We start from the raw sequence: 23,160 nt of genomic DNA on the forward strand, positions 1-23,160 counted from the left end.
ACGCGGTCCCTGCGTATCGGAAAGGCGGACTGGTTGAGTACTTCGTCGCGGTAACCCGGTAGCGAGGATCAATCCTTTCCCGCAGCGGGTTCGCAGTATCGTCGCCACTGCCGGCAAGCCCGATCAGAATCAGCTCTCGTGAATTGGGGCGATAATGTCGTATCTGAAGCCGTCCGATCCTGCCGTACTGGCAAAGGCCGTCGCTGACAACCTCGTCGTCGCGGCCGATCCCGACGCGCCCGCCTCGGGTCTCTACTACTGGGAGATTTCCCGGCCTTGGCGGGACAAGGTCGTCGATGCCGTGCGGACGTGTGAAGCCGAGACGATCCGTACGCTGGGTGAGAGCCTGCTGGCCGAGCCGACGGATCACCTGCGGTACTGGGCGCTGCACACGGCGCTGGTGCAGCGGCACGGCCACGACTCCGCAGTCGACGAGATCCTGCACCTTGGCTGGCGGGCGGAGTGCAACTCGCGCCTCGGCCACGTGCTGAACGAGGACTACAGCAGTGACTCGGTTCCGGTGACCGTGGAGGAGATGGCCGCGTTCGACCCGGGGCTGCGGCTTCCTGAGGGCGCTGCCCCGGAGGTCCTCGTCGTGATCCCGTTCCACAGCCGGCTCGAGGGCGGCGGCGAGCGGCTGCGCAACCTCCTGGCGTGTCTGCGTTCGCTGCGTGACCAGTCGTTGCCGCGTGATCAGTATCAGGTGACGGTCGTGGAGAGCGACGAGCAGTCCCGCTGGCGCGATGTGATCAGCCGGTTCGCCGACAACTACATCTTCGCCCGCAAAGACGGCGTGTTCAACAAGTCCTGGGCGATGAACGTCGGCGTCGCGAACACGCCCGGGCCCACCGAGATCATCTGCCACATGGACGCCGACGTGCTGGCCGACCGTGACTTCCTGGCGCGCAACGTCGATCGCATGCGCGAGCCCGGCACGATGGGGCACCTGCCGTACCGGGACATGGTGGCGATGGACTACCCCGCCACCTGGCGGGCCATCCGCGAACGGTTGCACGGCGGTGCGGCAGCGCCCGACCCGCGTCGTCTGCGCGCCTTCACCCTGCGCCGTGGGCCGGGGCTGTGCTTCTTCGCCCGCGCCGAGTTGTACTACCGCACCGGCGGCATGGACGAGCGCTTCCAGGGCTGGGGCGGCGAGGACATCGAGTTCAACTACCGCTTCGGATTCGACGCGGCGTACGACGCCTACGACGAGCCGCTGCTGCACATGCGGCACCCGTCCTACTCGGAGCTTCGCGGCGACGGCAAGTTGATCAACGCCCACCTGGTTCCGGGGAGTTGGCAGCCGACCCGGCCGATCGGGCAGCTCGACCAGTTCACCCCGGCCAGCGTCTAGCGTTCGGAGGACGGCGTGACCATAGAGGCACGTACGGCGGTCCGGCGGACCCAACCCGCCGGACCGCACGACGACAAGACCATGCTCGACCATCTCCGGGAGGCCGTGGTCCGGCATCCGCAGCGGTCGGCGGTGATCTGCTGGCACGCCGACGGTCGGCCGACCGAGCGGCTGACCTACACCCAGTTGGGTGCGACGGTTGAGCGGCTGGCCGCCGGGCTGGTCGGGCTCGGCGTCCGGCGCGGTGAGGTGGTGACGCTGCAACTGCCCAACTCGTGGCAGCTTGTCGCCCTCGCCCTCGCCTGCGCGCGGATCGGGGCCGTGGCCGGGCCGGTGGCGCCGGTTATGCGCCGCCGCGAGCTGGAATTCATGACGCGGCTCACGGAGAGTCCGGTGTACGTGGGGGCGACGTCGCATCGTGGGTTCTCGTACGACGAGATGAGCGCCGAGGTGGCTGCGGCGGTGCCCTCGCTCAACCATCGCATCCTGATCGGTCAGCCGAGCACTCCGGGGGCGCTCGACTTCGACGCCGACCTGCTCGATCGGGCCTGGGAGGACGAGGTGCCTCGCGGTGAGTTGGACGGCCGCGAAGCCGGCCCCGACGACCTGGCCCAGGTCATGTTCACGTCCGGCACCACCGGTGAGCCGAAGGGCGTGATGCACAGCCACCGGACGCTCTACGCCATCAACCGGCGGCAGATCGAGGTGCTGGGGCTGACCGGCGACGAGGTCACGGCGATGGGCTCACCCACCACCCTCCAAGGTGGATACACCTGGAATTTCGCCATGCCGCTGATGCTGGGCGCGACCGCAGTGCAGGTGGACTCGTGGGACCCGGCGCTGATGCTGCGGATCATCGAGGCGGAGCGGGTGACGTTCTTCTACGGCGCGCCGACGGTTCTCACCGACCTGATCCACGAGCAGCGGCGCCGTGGGCGGGACGTCGGTGCCCTCACGGCGTTCGGCACGGGCAGCGCGCCGGTGCCACCGGTCCTCGTGGAGGAGGCGCGGGAGGTCCTCGGCTGTCGGGTCTACGCGGTGTGGGGGATGACGGAGAACGGTTGCGTCACGGTCACCCGCCCGGAAGACCCGCCGATGCGGGCGGCGGAGAGCGACGGCACACCGGTACCCGGCATGGAGATCCGCATCGTCGACGAGAAGACCGGCAACCTGGTCGAGAAGGGCGCCGTCGGGCGGCTCCAGGTACGCGGCGACAACCAGTGCCTGGGCTACTACCGCCGTCCGGACCTGTACCGCCAGTCGCTGACGTCCGACGGCTGGTTCGACACCGGCGACCTGGCGCGTGACGACGGATACGGCGGCGTCCGCATGGTCGGCCGCGTGAAGGACGTCATCGTCCGTGGAGCTGAGAAGGTGCCCGTGGTCGAGGTGGAGGCGGCACTGCTGCGCCACCCGGCGGTCCGGGAGGTGGCCGTCGTCGGCTATCCGGACCCGCGGCTCGGCGAACGGGCGTGCGCGGTGATCGTGCCGGACGGCGAGGCGCCTTCCCTCGACGAACTGCGTGCCCATCTCACCGATCTGGGCATGGCCAAACCGTACTGGCCGGAGCGGATCAGTGCCGTTGACGAACTGCCGAAGACACCGTCGGGAAAGGTCCAGAAGTTCGTTCTGCGGGAACGATTGAAGGCTGCGTGATGGATTTCTCTCATACTGATGAGCAGCGCGCGCTGGCGAAACGGGTGCGCGCCTTCACCGAACACCGAATCGTGCCGTTCTACCAGGACAGCGACCGGCAGGGACAGTTTCGCGCCGAGCTGCTGCGCGACTTGGCCGCCGAGGGCCTGTTCGCGTTGCGCGTCCCGGTCGAGTACGGCGGGCTGGGGTTGGACGCGGTCAGCACCGGCGTTGCCCTCGAGGAACTGGCCCGGGGTGATCTCACCGCCTGCTATCCGGTGCTGAACGCCGCCCTGGTTGCCGGCATCATCACCGCCAACGGGACCGCGGAGCAACGCGCGCAGTGGCTGCCGGCGATCGCTCGCGGGGATGCGGTGGTGGCGTTCTGCATGACCGAGCCGGGCCACGGGACCGACGCAGCCGCCGTGAAGCTTCGGGCCGAGCCGAACGGTCCGCACGACTGGCGGCTCGTCGGCGAGAAGACGTCGATCATGCTGGGCGCGTACGCCACGCACGGGATGATCTTCGCCCGTACCAGCGATGCGCCACGTGCCCGCGGCGTCACCGCGTTCTACGCCCGGCTCGACGACCAGTACGTGGTGCGCTCACCCCTGCGTGACCTTGGCAGCCGGTCCGGCGGCCGATCGACTCTGGTCTTCGACGGCTTGCCGGTCCGGGTGTCGGATGTGGTCGGCGAAACCGGGCTCGGCTTTGCCCAGGGCATGCGCGGCTTCGACTACTCGCGGGCGCTCATCGCGCTCATGGCGGTCAGCACAGCACAGGCCGCGCTGGATGACGCTCTTTCGCACGCTCGGAACCGGCGGGCGTTCGACAAGCCGCTGGGCCAATTTCAGGGAATCGCCTTTCCGCTCGCGGAGTGCGCCACCTATCTGCATGCGGCCCGGCTCCTCGCGTACGAGGCGCTGTGGCGCAACGACGCCGGGCTGGAGCACCGCCTGGCAGCGAACATGGCGAAGTGGTGGGCACCGAAGGCGGCCGTCGACGCGGCGCACCAGGCGCTGCTGACGCTCGGCCACTTCGGCTACAGCGAGGAGCAGCCGATCGCGCAGCGGCTCCGTGACCTGATCGGCACTCAACTCGCCGATGGCACCGCCAACGCCACCAAGCTGGTCGTGGCGCGGGAACTGCTCGGGCGGGAGTACGCACCATGAGAACCTTTCCGTCTTATGTGGCCGGCAAGGACGTCGATTCCGCCCGGCATGTCTACGGCATCTCGGCACGCGCGGCGCTGGAGGACACCTTCGGTGCGCTGAGCCTCAAGCGGCGGCTGGAGTCCGGTGAGCTCGGTGAGGAGGGCGACCCGCGCATTGCTGGCCGGTGCGCGTTGGCCGACCCGCAGACTGTCCAGCAGGCGCTGACCGCGGCCGCCGCCGCCCAGCCGGAGTGGGGGAGAACGCCTCTGCGTACCCGGCTGCGCCTGGGCGAGGCGATCCGCCGGCGGCTGGTCGCGACCCGTGACGAGTTCGTGGGGCTCATGGTCGCCGAGGGCAGGCCGCGCACCGCGTCGCACGCCGAGATCGACGGGTTGCTGCACATCTTCAGCGAGCAGACCCTGTCCTGGTGCGCGGAGCTGCTGCACCGCGAGTTCTCGCACGGCGGCAGGCGAATCGTCCTGCGCCGCCGTCCGGACGGGGTCGTCTGTGTGGCGCCGCCGCAGAACGCGCCGCACTCCAACGCCATCTACGGTGCAGCCGCCCTGCTCTCCGGCAACGCCGCCGTGATCCGGGCGCCGCGGAGTCTGCCGCTGGGCGTGATGTACGCGATCCGGGAGATCATCGCGCCCGCCCTTGACGAGGTGGGCGCGCCACCGGGCACTGTCAATGTCGTGTGCGGACCACCGATGCTCGACGACTGGCTGGCCAGCCCGCACGTCAACGACATCATCTACTTCGGGGGCAGCGACAAGGGGCTGATCTTCCAGAACGATTGCATCGCCGCGGGCAAGAAGCCCATTCTGGAGCTGGCCGGCAACGACTGCGCCGTGGTGTGGCGGGATGCTGACCTCGACGTGGCGGTCCGCGCGCTGACCGAGGCGTTCAACGCCTCCGGGCAGATCTGCAACGTCCCCAATCAGGTGGTGGCGCATCCCGCGATCGCCGATGAACTGCTTGATCGGCTACGGATCGCCGCCGGGCGCATCCGGCCGGGCTACCCCGACGATGACGGCGTGGAGCTCACCCCGGTCCTGGCCCGGGAGAGCTTCTTCGCGGTGCTCCACGAGGCGCTGGCCGAGGGAGCCGAGCTGGTGTGCGGCGGACGCCAACTGGAGGTGGACGGGTCACCGTCCGACACCGGCTACTTCCTGGAACCGACCGTGCTACGCATCGACGGCCTGGCGCGCAGCCGTGAGCTGGCGGCGGTCCGCGCGGAGACCTTCTTCCCGCTGCTACCGGTGGTGGTTCCCGAGTCGGGCCGCAGCGACGACGCGCTGCTCGAGGACGTGCTCGAATTCGTCAACACCAATGCGTACGGCCTGCGCAACTCGTTCTGGTCGGAGGACGAAGCGGTCGTGGAGCGCTTCGTGGGTGCCGTGACCAACGGCGGCGTTATCAAGGTGAACGACGAGTCGCACTCCGGCTTCTTCCCTTACCTGCCTTCTCACGGCGGCACCGGCCTCACCGGCGGAGTCTTCGGTGAAGCCAGCTACATGATGATCCGCACGACGCATCTGCAGGCGGTCTCACTGAGGGGCAGCTCATGAGAACGATTCGGGTAGAGGCCGGGACGACGCTGTCGGCGGACGTTGCGTTCGAACGGATCAGTGAGTTCGACGATGAGTGGACGGTGCCGTTCCGGGGTAGGTCGATTCACTGGCGGCAGCGGTCTGAGCCGGCACCGAACGAGCGTCGTATCTCGTTCACCCAGACCGTCGGCGACTTCCGCAGTCTCTCCGGCGTTTGGCGGACAATTCCCGCGTCGGAGGGCTGCGACGTGCTGCTCGAGTTGACGTACGACGTCGGGGTGCCGATATATGACCGGATCCTCGATCCGTTGATCGAGCGGGTGTTGGCGAGGGCTGTGCGGTCGGCAATATCTGGCCTCTAGGCGTTTTGTGCGCAACGTGAAGGTGGTCCCTCGAGTCGTCTTCTGACTCGAGGGACCACCTTCTGTCATGATGCTCGGCTGATTCGCTAGCCCCAGTTGGTGTCACGGCTCATAATCTCGCTCCCCCTTCGATCTCGACCACGAACCGAGTTCACCAGCGTCCGCTGTCGACCTGATATCCGTTGGCTGTCGCTCCATCGTCGTTGCGCTTACTTCAGGCTAAGGAGGGCGTTTGCCAGTTCGATAGCGGGATAACAGCGGCCAGGTGTACGCTCACGCGAAGCATTGACCCAAATAGAGGGATATAGATGTCAAATGATTGGTGTTCGCATCATTGACGGCGCGTCGGGCCGACCTGTCCCGGGCGTGCTGGTGCGGCTGGACAGCCGCGACGATCGAGGCTGGGCACCACTGATGTCCGGGTTCACGGTCAACGACGGCCGGCTGCCGGCGCTGGAGGAACTTCAGGTGAGGCGCGGTGCGCATCAGCTCACGTTCGATCCCTCCAGCTACTTCGCCGGACTCGGCACTGTCGCCGAGTACCGTGAGTTCACGGTGCATATCCAGGTACGCGAGATCGAACTCGATCTACGGGTAGCCGTCTATCTCAACGCGGCGGGTTTCGCCGTCTACGGAGAACGTGGATAGGGTGCCGGCCGGAGAGCGGGTCTGTTGTGGATGGCGTGCGGCCATCCGCCGACGGGCCGGGCAGGGTGGCGCGGTGTCTGCTCGGCGTGGCTACCCCTGAGACGTGACCGATGCGCAGTGGCGCTGATCGAGGCGCTGTTGCCGGAGCCGATGCCGAGGGGCCCGGGAGAGTTGCCGCCTCGGGAGATCGTCAACGCGATCTTGTCCGTGCCGCGGGTCCGGGTGCCCGTGGCAGTATCTGACCGCTGACCTTCCGCCCTGGGTGGGGGTGTACCGGTCACTCCACTCCGGTGCAGGAAGTCGGATTGGCGAAGAAATACCGACCCTGCTCGGCTTCAAGGGCGCGGGTGAGGCAGGGCGGGCCCGTGAGCTGCGTCCGCGGGCGGCGATTGTCGGACTCCCAGGGTGTGCAGGGCGTCGGCGCCGCCGGCCGGAACTACCGGCGCCACCTCGTGCTTCCCGAAGCCGTCATCGGCATGACCTGCCGAATCACCGGCGACCAACGCGCCCGTCGCACGTTCACCTGGACCTGACAAGCCCCATCTCAAACAGGCTGTGAAACATCGGCCACCCCGAATCTCACCTGGTGTCGGCCTGCATGCTTCGCTACGATGGAAAACGTTCTCGATACGGGGCGTCAAACGATCATGCCGGCCTGCTCCGGGGGGCACCGTTGGGCCGGCGCGAGGTGTCCTTGTTGACGGGGAGGAAATTTGCAGGTTTTCCGCATCCTGGGGCCCTTGCATGTTCTGAACGCCACCATCACCGCCTCCCGGCAGCAGATAGTGCTCGCCATGCTGTTGCTAGAGGCAAACAATGTGGTTCCATTGGGCCGGCTTATCGATGCGGTATGGGAGGACACCCCGCCATCGACGGCCAAAAGTCAGATTCAGATCTGCATATCGGCGGTACGACGTGCGCTGCGAGACACCGGTCTCGATAATCGGATCATCACCAACCCGGCCGGCTATCAGATCAGAGTCGCCGAGGGTGAGCTGGACCTGCACACCTTCAACGAACTTCTCACCGAAGCCCGCGCGGCGCTGCGCGAGCAACGGCTGGAGGACGCCGCCTCGGGTTTTCGGCAGGCCCTGGCGCTGTACCGCGGGGTTCCGCTCAGCGGCGTGGACAGCCGGCTGGTCGAGGCGGCGGCGACCAGAATCGCCGAGCGACGACTCGCCGTCGTCGAGGACTGCCTCGAGTTGGAGCTGCACCTCGGTCGGCATCGCGAGACCATCGATGAACTGATGGCGCTCGTTACCGAGCACCCGTTGAGGGAACGGCTGTGGCAACAGCTGATCACCGCGCTGTACCGGGCCGGCCGGCAGGCGGAGGCGTTGGCGGCGTACCGGTCGGCGCGGCAAGCCTCGATCGACGACCTCGGGTTGGAGCCGAGTGAGCCGCTCCGGTTGCTCGAGCGCGCCATCCTGAACGGAGACCTCGAGCCCGGCCCGGCCGTGGAGCCGGAATGGCCGACTCCGATCGAACCGGCTCCCTCGGTGCCCCGGATGGCACCCGCCGACATACCGGATTTCACTGGATACGGCGAGCTCGTGAGCGAGTTGCGGGACTTTTTGCGCTATGGCGGCGGGCACTCCGACGGTGACTCCGTGCCGGTCCTGGCGATCACCGGCCGCGGCGGCGCCGGAAAGACGACGCTCGCCGTGCATCTGGCCCACCAGCTGGCCGCCGAATTTCCGCACGGGCAACTGTTCAGCCGGTTGGGTCCGGAGCGGTCGCACAGCGGCGGTCTCTCCCAGATCCTCGACGGCTTCCTCCGCGCGCTCGGCATGCCCGGGTCCTCGATACCCGAGGGGCTGGAGGCGCGCGCGGCGACCTTCCGAAGTCAGATTGCCGCATCCCGGGTGCTGATCGTCCTGGACGACGTCGTCGACGAGCGGCAGGTGTACCCCCTCCTGCCGGGCAGCCCCAGCTGCGGTGTGATCGTGACCAGTCGGCGCCGCCTGGCCGGCATTCCCGGCTCCCGGCTGGTCGAGGTGAGTGCGCTCGAACAGCGCGACGCCGTCGAACTGCTGACGCGGATGGTCGGCTCGGAGCGAGCGTCCGCCGAACCGCGCGAGGCCCTACGCCTGGTCGAGCTGTGCGGCCGGTTACCGCTGGCGCTGCGGATCGCGGCGGCGAGGCTGATCGCCCGTCCGCATTGGCGGATCTCGCAGCTGACCGAGCGACTCGAGGACGAGGGCCGGCGTCTGGACGAGTTGGCGCACGGCGGCCTGGACGTGCGGACCAACATCGCGGTCAGCTACGAGGGCCTTGACGCGCAAGCGCAGCGGCTGTTGCGGCGGCTCGGTCTGCTCGAGACGCATGACTTTCCGAGCTGGACGGCAGCGCCGCTGCTCGACATCGACGTGGCCACCGCGTCGGACACGCTCGATGCGCTGGTGGACGCGCAGCTGCTGGAAGTCGTGGGTGGATTCGGCGTCGACACTCGCTACCGGCTGCACGACCTGGTCCGGGTCTACGCCCGTGAGCGGCTCGCGGCCGAGGAGACCGCGCCGGTGCGGCTCGAGGCCGCTCGGCGTCTCCTCGGCGCGTGGCTGTTCCTCGCCGACGAGGCGCACCGCATCCTCTACGGCGGCGACTACACCGTCATTCACAGCCAGGCGCAGCGTTGGGAGTTGCCTCGACACCTCGTTGACGACCTGTTGCGCGACCCGCTGATGTGGTTCGAGAGCGAGCGCGCCGCCGCGGTGGCCGCGGTGGGCCAGGCATCCCAAGCTGGCGCTCCCGACTACTGCTGGGACCTGGCGATCACCATGGTGGCGCTCTTCGAGACCGGTAGCTACCTCGACGACTGGCGCGCCACCCATGAGATCGCCTTGCTCACCGCGCGGGAGGCCGACGACCGACTCGGCACGGCCGCGATGCTGTACTCGCTAGGGGCGGTGAATATCGTCGAGCAGCGCTTCGACGACGCTCGCGTCCGGCTGACCCAGGCGCTTCAGGTGTTTGACGAGATCGGCGAGGCCCGCGGTCGCGCGCTCGCCCTGCGGCACCTGGCCTTCCTCGACCGGGTGCACGGCGACCTCGATCAAGCCTGGGCGCGCTACAGCGAGGCGCTTGCCGCGCTGCGTCCGCTCGGGGACGCAGCGGCCGCGGCTCATATCCTCAGCGGGATGGCGCGCATCAAGCTGGAATGGAGCGAACGCGGCTCCGCCGCCGAACTGCTGGCCGAGGCGCTGCGGAAGGTGACGGAGGTGAACAGCACGCGTGTTCAGGCGATGGTGCTGCACCGGCTCGGCGAACTGCACTTCGAGGACGGCGACCTCACCCGGGCTGAGGAAGAGCTGACCAAGGCCCTGAAGCTGGTGCGCGGAGGCCGCGACCGGGCAGGCGAGGCTCACGTGCTGCACGGGCTCGGTCTCGTGAAGCTGCGGCAGCACCAGCACCACCAGGCGGCGGTGACGCTGAACCACGGGTACGCGATCGCCCGTCGCAACGGTGACCGGCTCGCCACCGCGCGGTTCTGCCTGGCGCTCGCGCGGCTGCACCGCGCTCGACGGGACTACCCCTCTGCGCTGGAGTGGGCCTCCCAGGCCCTCGGGATCTTCGACCAGTTCCACGCACTGCTGGGTCGCCTGGAGGCCGACGAGCTACTCGGGCAGATCCGGGATGAAGCAGCTGGACGGCATGGCCTGCGCGAACAAGCTGTCCTTCCGCCCGCTGTCTGAAGTAGTGCCCGTTCGTCTCAGCCGTAGGCATAGGGGCCCATTGAGTGCTGGTCGAGCCGCGTGCAGAGTACCCGGCCGACAGTACGTTCATCCCACCGGAGAGTGGGCTCAGCCGTCGCACCATTGACGCGCTGGTGCGATAAGGCTCTGCGCAGCCGAGGTCCAACCCACTTTCGACCCGGATAGGAGGCTTCCGTGCCGCACACCAGCAGATTCCGACGAGCCTTGGTCACTGGCGGTGGAGGATTTCTCGGCTCGTACGTCTGCGAGCAGCTCCTCTCCTCCGGAGTGGAGGTGATTGGCGTCGACAACTTCTCCACCGGGCACCGCAGCTATATCGACCATCTGATGGACCGGCCGGGTTTCACTCTCGTGGAGGCGGACGTCACCGAGGAATTCCCATTAACGGGATCGGTTGATCTCGTGATGCACCTGGCGTCGCCGGCGTCGATTCCCGAATTCTACCGGCTGCCGATCGAGACCATGCTCGTCGGTAGCCACGGCACCTATAACGCGCTGCGCATCGCACACCGGTGTGGAGCCCGTTTTGTGCTGGCCTCCACATCGGAGATTTACGGCGATCCGCTGCAGCATCCGCAGGACGAAGAGTACTGGGGCAACGTCAACCCGATCGGCGCGCGCTCGGTCTACGACGAGGCGAAGCGGTACGCCGAGGCCCTCACGACGGCGTACGGCAAGCAGCACGGGGTGAGCGTGGGTATCGCGCGCATCTTCAACAGTTACGGGCCCCGCATGCGGCCGGATGGTCGGGTGATCTCCGGCTTCATCGCCCAGGCCCTCGACGGCGTCCCCCTGGTGATCCACGGCGACGGCAACCAGACGCGTTCGCCCTGCTACGTCGAGGACACCGCGCGGGGCCTTGTGGCAATCGCGGAGAGCGACTATGGGCGGCCGGTCAACATCGGCAACGTCCAGGAGGTCACCATCCGTGACCTGGCTCAGATGATCCTTGATGTGACGGGGAGCCGGTCACCACTGAAGTTCATCGAGGCCGACGAGGACGACCCTCGGCAGCGCTGCCCCGACATCAGTCGGGCGGAGCGGGAACTGGGCTGGCGGCCACAGGTCGCCCTCGAAGAGGGCCTACGGCGGACGGTAGCGGCCGCCAGCAAACCATCACCGGACTGGAAATAGGAGGCACAGTGCTTACGATCTCCGTGCTGGGCTGCGGGTATCTCGGTGTCACGCACGCCGCCGGTATGGCCGAGTTGGGGCACCAGGTCATCGGCGTCGACATCGATCCTGACAAGATCTCCGCGCTGGCAAACGGTCGGGTGCCCTTCTTCGAGCCTGGGCTGGACGAGCTGATCAGTCGCAATCTCGCCGCCGGGCGACTGCGGTTCACCACGTCGTACGAGGACGCCGCGACGGCCGACGTGCACTTCATCTGCGTCGGCACCCCACAGCGCAGCGACACCAGCGCAGCCGATCTCAGCCACCTGCACGCGGCCATCGAGCGGCTGGCGCCGTCGCTCGCGCATGAGTGCCTCGTCGTCGGCAAGTCCACCGTGCCGGTCGGCACCGCGGCGCACCTGGCCGAGATGCTCCGCAGTCTCGCGCCCGACGGCGACAAGGTGTCGGTCGCCTGGAACCCGGAGTTCCTGCGTGAGGGTACGGCCGTGGCCGACACCCTGAGCCCGGATCGTCTCGTGCTCGGCGTGGCTGACACGTCCGCCGAGAAGGTGCTCCGGGAGGTCTACGCGCCGCTGATCGAGGCGGGCGTTCCGGTGGTGGTGGCCGACCTGCCCACTGCCGAAGTGATCAAGACCGCCGCCAACTCCTTCATGGCCACGAAGATCTCGTTCATCAACGCGATCGCGGAGTTCTGCGACGCGAGCGGTGCCGACGTCACCATCGTCGCCGAGGCGCTCGGCCGCGACCCGCGCATCGGCGAGCAGTTCCTCAGGGCCGGGCTCGGCTTCGGCGGTGGCTGCATCTCCAAGGACATCCGGGCCTTCCAGGCCCGCGCCCACGACCTCGGCGTCGGCCACGCCCTGGCCTTCCTGGCCGAGGTCGATGCGGTGAACCTGCGGTGCCGCGACCGGGTGGTGGAACTGCTTCGCAAGCAGTGCGGGGGAGGATTCACCGGGCGGCGAGTGGCAGTGCTCGGCGCCGCGTTCAAGCCCAACACCGACGACATCCGCGACTCGCCTGCGCTGCACGTGGCTGAGCTGATCAGCCGTGAGGACGGTGTGGCTGCCGTCTACGACCCGCGGGCGATGGGGAACGCGCGGCGCGCATTCCCCCACCTGACCTACGCGACCAGCCCGCTGGACGCGGCACGAGGCGCCGACGCGGTGGCGCTGTTGACCGACTGGGAGGAGTTCGCCACTCTCGATCCACGGGTCCTGGGCAAGGAAGTCAGGAGCCGGAACGTTGTGGACGCGCGGCACCAGCTCAACGCCGAGGAGTGGCAGCGGGCAGGATGGCAGTACTTCGCGCCCGGCCGCCCCGCGCTCCAGAGTTAGGTGCGCCTAGCGGCGCGCCCGCGGCAGTGCACCGATCCCAGCGGACGGAAAGACAAGCCGCGAGATCGGTAGACCTCTCACCCCCGTCGCCCCGACTGGCCATTGGCGCCGCCGCCGATATCCGCCAGAGTCCTGGACCGGGGGACTGGGATCGGTGCCGCGTCGCGGAGCGCCGGACGGCGTCGAGCTACCAACCCAGCCACGCATCGTCGTCAAGATGATCCACCGTGCCATCGACGCGCTCACGGGATCACGTCCCGGAGAGGCGCCCATTCGGGTCATGCGCTCTCGCGTGGGTTCGTGCCTCATGAGGTAGCCACCACTTGCGACGACGTGTCCCGTTGTGGGCCGCGGCCATCCGCCCTGCTCCGACAACGGTGCAGTTCGACCTGATCGCTGTTCCACAGAGGCGTACCACCGAAGTGGCTTTCGAGTAGCCCGACGGGTTGACGTAGAGCGCACACGAACGGATAGCTTTCCGGCCATGAGGACTGTCGAACTAGGGCGCACGGGTGAGCAGGTCAGCCAGATCGCGCTCGGATGCATGTTGATGGGTACGCTGACCGACGAGGCGTCGTCGTTCGAAATGCTGGACCGTTACCTCGACGCCGGCGGCAACTTCGTTGATACCGCCAACTGCTATGCGTGGTGGCCGTCGCCCGGCAACACCGGTGGCGAGAGTGAGGAACTGATAGGCCGCTGGCTCGCCCATGGTGGTCGACGCGACAAAATCTTTCTCGCTACCAAGTGCGGTGCGCGGATACCCGATCCTGAAGAAGCGCGCGGCAAGACGTGGGAAGAGGTCCAGGCTCGTTTCGAAGGTGCGAGCGGCGACACGGTGCGCCGGGGCATCGACGACAGCCTGCGGCGGCTCGGCACCGACCAAGTCGACCTGTTCTACGTGCACGTCGACGACCGGTCGACGCCGCTGGAAGAGACGCTGTCCGTCCTGGCGGACATCGTGCGCGCCGGCAAGGCACGGTACGTCGGTTGGAGCAACGTGCGCACCTGGCGGCTGGAGCGGATCCGGCAGCTCTGTGACCGGCATGGCTGGCCGGCACCGGTTGCGCTGCAGCAGCAACACAGTTACCTCCGTCGTCGTGCCGGGCTCAATCACAAGTCCATCGTGGATGACGAGCAGTTCGACTACCTCCGGGAGCACGACGACCTGACCCTGGTCGCGTACTCGCCGATCCTCAAAGGGGTCTACGACGATCCGGAGAAGCGGCGAAACCACGACATCATGGCTCCGTACGAGGGTCCGGATGCCGAGGCGCGGCTCGCGGCGCTCACCGTGCTCGCCGCCGAGCTGGGTGTCACGCCGAACCAACTGGTGCTCGCGTGGCTGATGCATCAGACGGCGCCGCGCACCGTGCCGCTGATCGGGCCGCGGACCCTCGACCAGTATGCGGCCGCCATGTCGGCGCTCGACATCAAGCTCGACGCCGCACACGTCGAGCTACTCGACGCCGCCGGCGCCCCTGCCTCGTGATCGGGGCATCGGCCGACGTGGTTGTCACCTCAGTGGAGCGCAACCTCCTTTGATGGTTTAGGTGGTAGCCTTGTCGGCATGCCACCCGACGTTTGCCAGCTACCGTTGGTCGGCGGGCACCCTGCACTCGATCTGGTCAACACACTCGAGCGAGGGGGCAGCTCGCCTCACGACTTCCTGTCCGACAGCTCCGCCTTGCTGCGCTGGTCGGCCCTGGCGGGCACGATCAGCGACGCGGAGGCCGACCAGGTTGGCCGGGCGTGGCACGACGAGCCTGCCGCGGCGCACGCCGCACTGACCGCCGTGCGGGACATCCGGGAAGGGCTGTATCTCGTGATGCTTGCGGCGATCACCGACGCGGACGGTGGTACGGCGGGTGACTCTGTCGCGGCCGGCGCCGCGCTGGTCGCATTGCATCAGCGCTGGTCCGGCGCGGCCGCCCGAGCACGATTCGTGCTCGACTCCTCGGGGGTGCGGCTGGCCTACGGCACGGTGCCGGCCATGTTGGTTCCCGACCGGATCGCCGAGGCCGCCTACGATGTCATGCTGACGGCCGACCTGACCCGGGTGCGCCGCTGCCCGGTGCTCGAAGGTGGCTGTGGTTGGCTGTTCCTCGACCGGAGCCGCAACGGGTCCCGCCGCTGGTGTCGCATGGCGGACTGCGGCAACGTGGTGAAGGCGCGACGGCTTACCGAGCGTCGCCGCGCCGCCCGGCCCTCCGGCTCGTAGTTGCCGGTCGACGAGGGTGCTCGGGGAGTCGGTTTCCCCCCGCCCTCGGTTGCGGCGCGCGGGCCCTGCTGCACATTGCCCGCCCCCTTGATGGAGGTCAGGCCGTCACGCCATCCTCAACAGACCTTCGCGAAGAGGCTCTGAGAAGCGACTCGTGATGGCTCCACAGCCACTGTAGGTATTGCTGCAGTTCCTCGAGTGTCGCGATCCAACCCTCGTCCGCGTAGGTGAGCATGCGCTTCACCTCCCCGGGTACGAGGTCGTAGGCGGTGGCGCCGGTTTCCGGAACCAGTCTGTCCGGGGGGACGGCCACGGGAACCGGAATGATGGGAAGGCGAACGCCTACCTTGTTGCACGCTTTGAGGAGCGTGAGGTAGGCGCGGGGCAGGTGGTAGGGAGAGACGGCGAGTGCGAGGCTCGTGATGCCTCGGTCTCTGACCTGGTTCACGATCCACGCGGCCTGCAGGGCCGTGTTGGGAGCCGGCTCGGCCTGGAGGTGGACTCCCTCGATGCGGCGGAGACCGAGGCTGCGCAGGTAGCCGAGCGTGATCTCGACGTAGGTCTTCTCGGTCGGGTTGCCGTTGGCCACCAGGAGGTAACGGAGATCGAGGTTCGCCTCCCAGTTGCGGATCGCGTGGGTGAAACGCCACTCCTCGCCCTGGCCGCTGGCGATGACGAGCGCATCGACGTGGTCGGCCGCCGACGGCGGGAGGGCCAAAATCATCGTGAGGGCTTTTGTCACGGCCAGGAACTGGCCGGCTGTGAAGCCCGCGAGGTCATCGTCCCTCGCGATCCGGGGAGTCGCGCTGCTCCGGCTCATCAAATCTTTCGGCCTCATCCTGTAGTTCGGATCACGGACTCTACTCGGGAGTGAGTAGGTCCATTTCAGCACGTTCGTCGGGTTGGCCGACGGGTACCCCGCTGGTCTCCTCCAGCTGCACTCATCTCGGGTGGCCTGGGCTGGGAGACAGGGGTCCGGTGCCATGAGTGAACGGGCTCTCCAGGGCGATGCCCTTGCGTTCAACATCATTTCTCCGTTCGCGTCGGATGCGCCTCGGCCTCCTACCCGGACCTCGGGCGAGAATCACCCAGATTCCGCCCTCTTGCCCCAGACCTACACCGGCCAGCTAAAACCGCCGACCGATCGCCGAAAGCCACGCCGACGAAGGGGGCAGGTGCCGTCGGCCGGCCTCGGCCGCTGGACCGGCAGGGCAGGCGGCTGGGCATGGTCGGCCGGGGCAGGGGTAGGCGGACACACACCCGAGACGAGGCGAGGTGAGAGCATGGCGGGATCGTGGTTGCTGGGCCCGGACGTCGGTGCCCGACGAGAGCGTCCGACGGCGGTGCTGGTGGCGGTACGCGACGACGGCGGCGCGGCCGACAGTGGACCGGGCTCGCAGACCTCGTTGACCGAACTGCGCCGGCTCGCCGCCACGGACGGCCTGACCGTCGCCGACGAGGTGGTGCAGAGCCGGCCGCACCCCGACTCGGCCACCTACGTCGGCTCCGGCAAGGTCGACGAACTGGCCGCGCTGGCCGAACGCGCACACGCCGACCTGGTGATCGCCGACGGCGAACTGACCCCCGGCCAGGTGCGCAACCTGGAGCAGCGGGTCGGCGTGCGGGTGGTCGACCGCACGGCGTTGATCCTCGACATCTTCGCCGAGCACGCCCGCACCAGCGAGGGCCGGGTGCAGGTGGAGCTGGCGCAGATCGCCTACCAGTTGCCCCGTTTGCGCGGCGGCGGCCGGGCAATGTCGCGCGTCGGTGGTGGCCGGACAGCCGGGGGCGCCGGCATGGGGGTTCGTGGTCCCGGTGAGATGCGGCTCGAGACCCAGCGCCGCACCCTGCGGCAGCGGGCGACCCGGCTGCGCCGCAACGCCTCCGAACTAGCCCGGCGCCGCGAACGCACCCGCAGCCGGCGCGCACGCAACCAGGTGCCCTCGGTGTCGATCACCGGCTACACCAACGCCGGCAAGTCCGCCCTGCTCAACCGGCTGACCGGCGCCGACGCCCAGGTGCAGGACGTACTGTTCGCCACCCTGGACCCGACCGTACGCCGGATCAGCACCGGCGAGCTGACCTACACGGTCACCGACACCGTCGGCTTTGTGCGGCACCTGCCGCACCAGCTCGTCGACGCGTTCCGCTCGACGTTGGAGGAGGTCACCCGTAGCGACCTCGCCCTGCACGTGGTCGACGCCTCCGCCCCCGACGCGCTGGACCAGATCACCACGGTGCACGGCGTACTGCACGAGATCGGCGCGCGTGACGTTCCCGAACTTCTGGTCCTCAACAAGATCGATACAGCGCCGTCAGAGTGGGTCGACGCGCTCTGCCGCGTCCACCCCGACGCCGTCCCGGTCTCCGCGCGCACCGGCGCCGGCATCGACCACCTCCGCGTCGAACTCGCGCGGAGACTGCGTCACCACTGACCCGACCCGTCCGGTTTCGGGCCGGCCTGGTGGGGGACAGAACCGGCACCGTCTCCCATGGAGGTAACAATGGTCAACCGGTCCCACTCCGGCAGCACGACCACAGCCAAGCACCCGGTCCGCACCGCCGCCCAAGCCGTCGGTGCCGTCTTCGTCTTGGTCGGCGTGCTCGGATTCATCCCCGGCATCACCAGCAACTACGACACCATGCAGTTCGCCGGGCACGAGTCCGGAGCCAAGCTGCTCGGACTGTTCCAGGTGTCGATCCTGCACAACCTGGTCCACCTCGCCTTCGGCGTCGCCGGCCTCGCCCTGGCCCGTACCGTCTCCGGCGCCCGCACCTACCTCATCACCGGCGGTGCCATCTACCTGGTGCTCTGGCTCTACGGGCTGTTCGTCGACCACCAGAGCGGGGCCAACTTCGTGCCGCTCAACAACGCCGACAACTGGCTGCACCTGTTCCTCGGCGTTGGCATGATCGCCCTCGGGCTCGCGCTGACCCGTCGACCCGCCGACCGTCGCTGACCCACGCCCACACCGCCCCTCGTCATCGGAGCCGACCTATCCCGGTGCGGGGGTCCCGATTCTCTCCGTAGGTGTCGAGCAGGACGAGCGACCCGGCGGGAAGGTGTTGGCCCTGCCAGGTCGGGTCGGTGATTGCCCGACCGTCGACGATCGGTGCAAACGAGTAGTAGAAGCGGCGGACCTCGTGGGCGAACGCGATCGCGTAGTCGGTGTCACCGGCGCGCAGGCGGTCGCGGTGCTCAGGCCGGCGGCGCAGCGCGTCTGTGAACGCTACGAACCAGGACACCGCGATGATGCCGTGTTCCAGCGGTACGTCGTCGGGGCCGAAGGGCACTGTGGATCTAACGGCACCTCTCTGTTGCCAGCGCCTTGGCACAGAGAGGTGCCGTAGCGAGACAGGTGCACCGATCAGGATCAGCCGGAGTCACCTGGAGATGGCCCGTCAGATCCCGCTCCCCGGGTCGATGGTGACTGGCTGCCTGAGGATGGTGCGTTGCTTGCCGGGTGCGACCTTGCGGAAATCGCTGAGATAGATCTCGTGGTGAGTTCCGGCCATGCGAAGTCGGTTGGCGGGGATGTACTCATGATGAAGTTGCGCGAGTACCTCGGCCTCGTCGTCGAAGGAACCGACGTGCAGCGTCTGCACGCAGCGCCCCTCGGACAGTGGCTGGAGGCGGACGTCGCTGAGACGCGCCGGCCGGCGCTTGGCGCCGGCCTGCCCGATGGCGGTGGTGAACATGGACTGGTCGATCCAGTCGGGGACCATGAGCATCAGCGTCCAGTGCCACCGTGACTTGTGCCGTGCGGTGGTGAAGGCCGCCATGTCCTCGGCCCACCACAGACCTTCCAGGGGCGGCACGACGTAGTCCCGCCCGAGGCCCCGCTTGCTGGCGAACTTCAGTTTGTACGCCGTCGGGTAGAGCGCCTCGATCGCCTGGGTGAAGGCGGGTGAGGTGTTGGGGTCGCCGTGGCCGTCGATCATGAGGTACTGCATGTCGGGTACGTCGACTGTCCGGAACCGGCCCTGGTGGGCCTGGTAGGCATCGAGCGTCTTCCTGAAGTCGATCTTGCCTTCAGTCGTGCTGGTCATGGGACACCTGGACTCGGGTGACGAGCCACTGCCTTTCTGCATGTTCATGAGCTCTGACGTCAAATGGGCTCAGCGCGGCTACCGGCGGCGGAGGCGTACCGGGCCGGGGTGGTAGAGGTGTGCCGGCGGAAGTGCCGGGTCAGGTGGGCCTGGTCGCAGAAGCCGACGGTGATCGCCACTTCGGCCGGCGGGATGCCGGCGAGGAGTAGTTTGCGGGCGGCCTCGATCCGTCGACCGATGATGTAGGCGTGCGGACTGATCCCGAAAGCCTGACCGAAGCTGCGGACCAGGTGAGGTACCGACCGGTCCAAGAGGCGAGCGGCGGCGGCAAGGCTGACAGCCTCCACCGTGTGCTCGTCGAGCAGCGCCCTGAGCGCGCGGGCGGCCTGCGGCTCCGACCGGGCAGGCGGAGCAGGCGCGGCGGCCAGGTGGTCGGTGAGTCGTTGCTCGATCATGGCCAGCCGGGCTTCGGCGTTCAGCGGGTCCTCGTCGGCATCAAGGACCTGGTGAAGCCGGGCGAGGGCTTGCCGCAGCGGGCCGTCGCGGAGGGTGGTGTGGTCGACGGCGGGGCCGATCAGACTGGCGGGTAGGAAGGCCGGGTCGAGGTACAGGTTGCGTTTGCGGAAGCCGGGCGCGTTGGCGGCGGGGCGGCCGTCATGGACCACGCCGGGTGGCAGGACAGCGACATAGTCGGCGCCGCTTACTCCGCAGTGGCGGCTGTCGAGGTCGTAGCTTATGGCGCCGGCGTCGAGGATCAGCACCGTCCAGGTGTCGTGGGCGTGCGGCGGGTAGGCGTAGTCGACGATGTGGGCGTGGAACACCTCGCTGATCCCCGGGACCGGTGGGCGCCAGGCCCGGACCCGGCAACCGGGCGAGCGGGTGCCGTCGGCGTCAAGAACGTCCAAGACCGGCGTGGCGGCCCTGGTGGAGGCTCGGCTCATGTCGATCACTCCCGTCAACCTGGCCGCCGTGAATCTGTCCGAGGCGCTTGCGTCGTTCGACGACATCTACAGCCCGCGGATCGTGACCCGGATCAACGATTATGACGTGCGGATCGCCCACACCCGGGGCGAGCACGTTTGGCACGTCCACGAGGACACCGACGAGTTCTTCCTGGTCCTGGCCGGCCAGTTCGATGTCGCCTACCGCGACGCGGACGGGCAGGAACACACCGTCGTCCTGCGCCAGGGCGACACGTTCGTGGTGCCCAGGGGCACCCCACACAAGCCGTCCTCGCCGGGCGGCTCGATCCTGATGTTCGAGCCGACCGGGACCTCCACCACCGGCGATCGCCACGAGGGTGAGGTTCCCGATCACGTGGACAGCACCGCGGGGCATGCGCTGGCGACTCCGGAGAGGGCGCCCACCTCCGACGCCCGTGGCGGTGGCCGCTACGACCGCTGGGCACCCACGCTGGCGACGGCCCGTTTGGTCCTGCGGCCTTACGGAGAGTCGGAACTGCACGCATTTCTGCTTCTGGCCCTTGATTCGGAGGTGACGTACCTCGTGGGTGACGGTGCCCCATGGAGTCGGCAGCGCGCGGCTGACCGGTTTCACCAGGGCTTGACCGCGCACCGACAAGGCCTCGGAGTGTGGCTCCAGGTGGTGGATCGCCACACCGATGAGCAGGTCGGCGTGGTGGCCGTCGACCGTCGGGCGGACGACCTTGAGATCGGGATCTGGATCACCCCCTCGCGGTGGTCGAACGGCTACGCCCGTGAGGCGCTCCGTGCCGTGCTCGATCAGCTTCAGAGCACCCACGGTCTCGCAGGTCTTCCGATTGTTGCCGAGGTCGACAGTCGGCACGTCCGGTCCTCGCAGCTCTTCCAATCGCTGGGGTTCCGGTTGGGAGAGTCGGCATCCGGCCGATACGGGAATCGCGTCAACAGGTACGTCTTGGACCGGCACCGCACCTCTGACCGGTGATGTACCGCTGCGGGTATCAGTCGGGGATCACGCCAGCGTCGCGCGCGGGTACGCAAGCCAAGCCGGCCGGTGCCGGTGAGCGATCGCCCCGCGCGCTGCGACCCAGCGGGCTGTCTGCGGCGTCCCGGCGGCTGTACTCGCCCGAGGCGTGTCCGGCGTACGGAGGACTACTCGTACGGGTCCTTGGGGGCGGTCACCTGTCGCCAGGATTCGACGTCGATGTAGGGGATCTCTTCGTCGTTGATGGAGTCTCGGGTGACGCGGTCGGTGTAGCGGCCGGTGACCTGGATCCAGGTGTCGTTGGCCAGACCGGTGGGCGCGTTGCCGGCCATTCCGAGTTTGACGGGTCGGCCGTCGGCGGCGCAGCAGGACAGGACCATGCGGGCGAGGATCGGTTGTCCGTTGGGTCCCGGGGTGATGAAGCCGGTCAACTGGACCCGGCGGTCGCCGATTGACTGGCCCTCGTCGAACAGGGCTCGGGCGGCGTAGTCGAACACGGTGGTCGTCGCCGGATCGCCGGCGGGTAGGGGAGGGTAGTCGTAGTCGTAGTCCTGCTCAGCGGTGAGTGCGGTGCCCGCTTGGCCGGCGGCGTACGAGCCGAGGGCGGGTGGGGTCACGAGCAGCAGTCCAAGCGCGGGAAGGAGGAGCAGCCAGGCGACTCGTGGTTCGTGGTGGGCGTGTTCGTCGTGAAGATCTTCTGCCGTTGACCCGTTCGTGCGCTGCTCAGCACTCTGCCGCCGATTGCCGCTGTCGGGGTCGTGTGGGTCGTTCCGGTCCTCGGGCGCGTCGGCGTAGGGGCGCAGTTCGTACCAGAGGGTCATCACCGCGGCGGCGATCAGCAGCAGGCTGGCGGCGATGAGGAACGGTCGTAGCCCTTCCTTGACGTAGCGCAGGTAGAGGTCGGTGACGCTGGCGCGCAGGACCGCGGCCCCGAAGAAGATCATGACGCAGGCCTGGGCCATCCGGTTCACAGCAGCACCATCCCGGTGATGACGGCGACCGCGACGGCGACCGTGAAGGTGGCTGGCGCGAATCGGGCGGCGAAGCGCCGGCCGAAGATGCCGGCCTGCATGGAGATGAGTTTGAGATCGACCATCGGGCCGACCACCAGGAAGGCCAGCCGGGCGGTGAGGGAGAACTGCGACAGTGAGGCGGCGACGAACGCGTCCGCCTCGGAGCAGATCGACAGCAGGACCGCGAGCCCGGCCAGGGCGAGCACGGACAGCACCGGCTGGTCGGCGAGGGTCTGCAGCCACTGTTCCGGGACGACGACGTTGATGGTGGCGGCGGCCATCGCGCCGATGACGAGGAACCCGCCGGCGTGGGCCACATCGTGCCGTACGGCGGACCAGAATGCCTCGCCGCGTCGGAGCCCGTCGAGGTCGGGTCGACGTGGGAGTCGGATCCAGTCGGCGCGGCCCAGGCGCAGCCAGAGCCAGCCCATGATCATGGCGACGATGAGGCTGGCGACCGCGCGGGCGAGGACCATCTCGGGATTGTTGGGAAAGGCCACGGCTGTCGCGACGAGGACGATCGGGTTGATCGCCGGCGCGGCGAGCAGGAATGCCAGCGCCGCCGCCGGTGTGACGCCGCGGCGGATCAGGGAGCCCGCGATCGGCACTGCTCCGCACTCGCAGCCGGGGAGGATCACCCCGGCGGCGCTGGCGACCGGGACGGCGAGGGCGGGGCGCTTGGGCAGGGCCCGGGCCCAGAACGAGCGGGGTACGAAGACCGCGATCACGGCGGAGAGCAGCACCCCGAAGACGAGGAATGGTACGGCCTGCACCATCACCGAGACGAACACCGTCGTCCAGGTCGCCAGCGACGGCGCGGACATCAGCCTCGCCAGGGGATCGCGCAGGAAGATGAGCAGCACCAGTACGGCGGCGAGGATCTCGACCGAGCCGATCCGGCCGGCGAAGGGAAACGGGGTCCGGTGACCGTGGTGGTCCGGAGCGGCGTCGAGGGTTGGCGCTGTGGCGTGTGCGTCGACGGACGCGTCGGCGGCTGTGCTGGTGCTCGACGAGGTGGTGGGCTCGGATCCGGCCACGCCGCCCCCTTCGCTGCTCTGGGCATGTG

Annotated in this window: 20 protein-coding genes; 14 read left to right on the top strand and 6 right to left on the bottom strand. The window is 68.3% G+C overall.

Annotated elements, in window-relative coordinates:
* The first annotated feature begins 154 nt into the window (after positions 1 to 154).
* The 11 genes from AC5L30_RS11455 (at position 155) to AC5L30_RS11505 (ending at position 15,105) form a co-directional block, all read left to right on the top strand.
* Positions 155 to 1,354, top strand: coding sequence for a glycosyltransferase (locus tag AC5L30_RS11455; RefSeq protein ID WP_494867029.1), 1,200 nt, complete (start codon positions 155 to 157; stop codon positions 1,352 to 1,354).
* Between the two features lie 15 nt (positions 1,355 to 1,369).
* Complete coding sequence (locus tag AC5L30_RS11460; RefSeq protein ID WP_494867030.1) at positions 1,370 to 3,010, top strand: AMP-binding protein; 1,641 nt, start codon at positions 1,370 to 1,372, stop codon at positions 3,008 to 3,010.
* Positions 3,010 to 4,161, top strand: a complete 1,152-nt coding sequence (locus tag AC5L30_RS11465) for an acyl-CoA dehydrogenase family protein (RefSeq protein ID WP_494867032.1) — start codon at positions 3,010 to 3,012, stop codon at positions 4,159 to 4,161. Before AC5L30_RS11460 ends, AC5L30_RS11465 begins: the two co-directional genes overlap by 1 nt.
* On the top strand, positions 4,158 to 5,711 hold the full coding sequence (locus AC5L30_RS11470) for an aldehyde dehydrogenase family protein (RefSeq protein ID WP_494867033.1): 1,554 nt from the start codon (positions 4,158 to 4,160) through the stop codon (positions 5,709 to 5,711). The genes AC5L30_RS11465 and AC5L30_RS11470 overlap by 4 nt, the downstream gene beginning before the upstream one ends.
* Positions 5,708 to 6,055, top strand: a complete 348-nt coding sequence (locus AC5L30_RS11475; protein ID WP_494867034.1) for an SRPBCC family protein — start codon at positions 5,708 to 5,710, stop codon at positions 6,053 to 6,055. The genes AC5L30_RS11470 and AC5L30_RS11475 overlap by 4 nt, the downstream gene beginning before the upstream one ends.
* 315 nt (positions 6,056 to 6,370) lie before the next feature.
* Entirely contained in the window at positions 6,371 to 6,703 is a 333-nt protein-coding gene (locus AC5L30_RS11480) for a hydroxyisourate hydrolase (RefSeq protein WP_494867035.1), read from the top strand.
* Between the two features lie 713 nt (positions 6,704 to 7,416).
* Positions 7,417 to 10,395, top strand: a complete 2,979-nt coding sequence (locus tag AC5L30_RS11485; RefSeq protein WP_494867036.1) for an AfsR/SARP family transcriptional regulator — start codon at positions 7,417 to 7,419, stop codon at positions 10,393 to 10,395.
* Between the two features lie 195 nt (positions 10,396 to 10,590).
* Positions 10,591 to 11,550, top strand: a complete 960-nt coding sequence (locus tag AC5L30_RS11490) for a GDP-mannose 4,6-dehydratase (RefSeq protein ID WP_494867037.1) — start codon at positions 10,591 to 10,593, stop codon at positions 11,548 to 11,550.
* 8 nt (positions 11,551 to 11,558) lie between these two features.
* Positions 11,559 to 12,884, top strand: a complete 1,326-nt coding sequence (locus tag AC5L30_RS11495; RefSeq protein ID WP_494867038.1) for a UDP-glucose dehydrogenase family protein — start codon at positions 11,559 to 11,561, stop codon at positions 12,882 to 12,884.
* 484 nt (positions 12,885 to 13,368) lie between these two features.
* Entirely contained in the window at positions 13,369 to 14,376 is a 1,008-nt protein-coding gene (locus AC5L30_RS11500; RefSeq protein WP_494867039.1) for an aldo/keto reductase, read from the top strand.
* A gap of 78 nt (positions 14,377 to 14,454) precedes the next feature.
* On the top strand, positions 14,455 to 15,105 hold the full coding sequence (locus tag AC5L30_RS11505; RefSeq protein WP_494867040.1) for a CGNR zinc finger domain-containing protein: 651 nt from the start codon (positions 14,455 to 14,457) through the stop codon (positions 15,103 to 15,105).
* 97 nt (positions 15,106 to 15,202) lie between these two features.
* Here AC5L30_RS11505 and AC5L30_RS11510 read toward each other — a convergent pair whose 3' ends face one another.
* Positions 15,203 to 15,925 carry a YdcF family protein gene (locus AC5L30_RS11510; protein WP_494867041.1) on the bottom strand — a complete coding sequence of 241 codons (723 nt, stop codon included), beginning with the start codon at positions 15,923 to 15,925 and terminating at the stop codon, positions 15,203 to 15,205.
* A gap of 463 nt (positions 15,926 to 16,388) precedes the next feature.
* Between AC5L30_RS11510 and hflX the strand changes: the two genes are divergently transcribed.
* On the top strand, positions 16,389 to 17,540 hold the full coding sequence (gene hflX / locus AC5L30_RS11515; RefSeq protein ID WP_494867043.1) for a GTPase HflX: 1,152 nt from the start codon (positions 16,389 to 16,391) through the stop codon (positions 17,538 to 17,540).
* Positions 17,541 to 17,609: 69 nt separating this feature from the next.
* A complete protein-coding gene (locus AC5L30_RS11520) occupies positions 17,610 to 18,065 on the top strand; it encodes a DUF4383 domain-containing protein (RefSeq protein ID WP_494867044.1) in 456 nt (151 codons plus the stop codon).
* A 22-nt stretch (positions 18,066 to 18,087) separates the two neighbouring features.
* Here AC5L30_RS11520 and AC5L30_RS11525 read toward each other — a convergent pair whose 3' ends face one another.
* From AC5L30_RS11525 to AC5L30_RS11535, 3 genes are all read right to left on the bottom strand, one after another.
* Positions 18,088 to 18,399, bottom strand: a complete 312-nt coding sequence (locus AC5L30_RS11525) for a hypothetical protein (protein ID WP_494867045.1) — start codon at positions 18,397 to 18,399, stop codon at positions 18,088 to 18,090.
* Between the two features lie 108 nt (positions 18,400 to 18,507).
* Entirely contained in the window at positions 18,508 to 19,155 is a 648-nt protein-coding gene (locus AC5L30_RS11530; RefSeq protein WP_494867047.1) for a GyrI-like domain-containing protein, read from the bottom strand.
* A 59-nt stretch (positions 19,156 to 19,214) separates the two neighbouring features.
* Entirely contained in the window at positions 19,215 to 20,096 is an 882-nt protein-coding gene (locus tag AC5L30_RS11535) for a helix-turn-helix domain-containing protein (RefSeq protein WP_494867049.1), read from the bottom strand.
* On the opposite strand from AC5L30_RS11535, the gene AC5L30_RS11540 reads away from it, so the two are divergent.
* Entirely contained in the window at positions 20,095 to 21,081 is a 987-nt protein-coding gene (locus AC5L30_RS11540; protein WP_494867050.1) for a GNAT family N-acetyltransferase, read from the top strand. The genes AC5L30_RS11535 and AC5L30_RS11540 overlap by 2 nt on opposite strands.
* A 167-nt stretch (positions 21,082 to 21,248) precedes the next feature.
* Here AC5L30_RS11540 and AC5L30_RS11545 read toward each other — a convergent pair whose 3' ends face one another.
* Both AC5L30_RS11545 and AC5L30_RS11550 read right to left on the bottom strand, forming a co-directional pair.
* Positions 21,249 to 22,052: a TIGR03943 family putative permease subunit gene (locus AC5L30_RS11545; RefSeq protein WP_494867052.1), complete on the bottom strand. Its 804-nt coding sequence runs from the start codon at positions 22,050 to 22,052 to the stop codon at positions 21,249 to 21,251.
* Positions 22,049 to 22,990 (bottom strand): permease, encoded by a 942-nt coding sequence (locus tag AC5L30_RS11550; protein WP_494867206.1) that lies wholly within the window; start codon positions 22,988 to 22,990, stop codon positions 22,049 to 22,051. The genes AC5L30_RS11545 and AC5L30_RS11550 overlap by 4 nt, the downstream gene beginning before the upstream one ends.
* Between the last annotated feature and the right edge of the window lie 170 nt (positions 22,991 to 23,160).

The organism is Micromonospora sp. BQ32 (genome assembly GCF_059358895.1).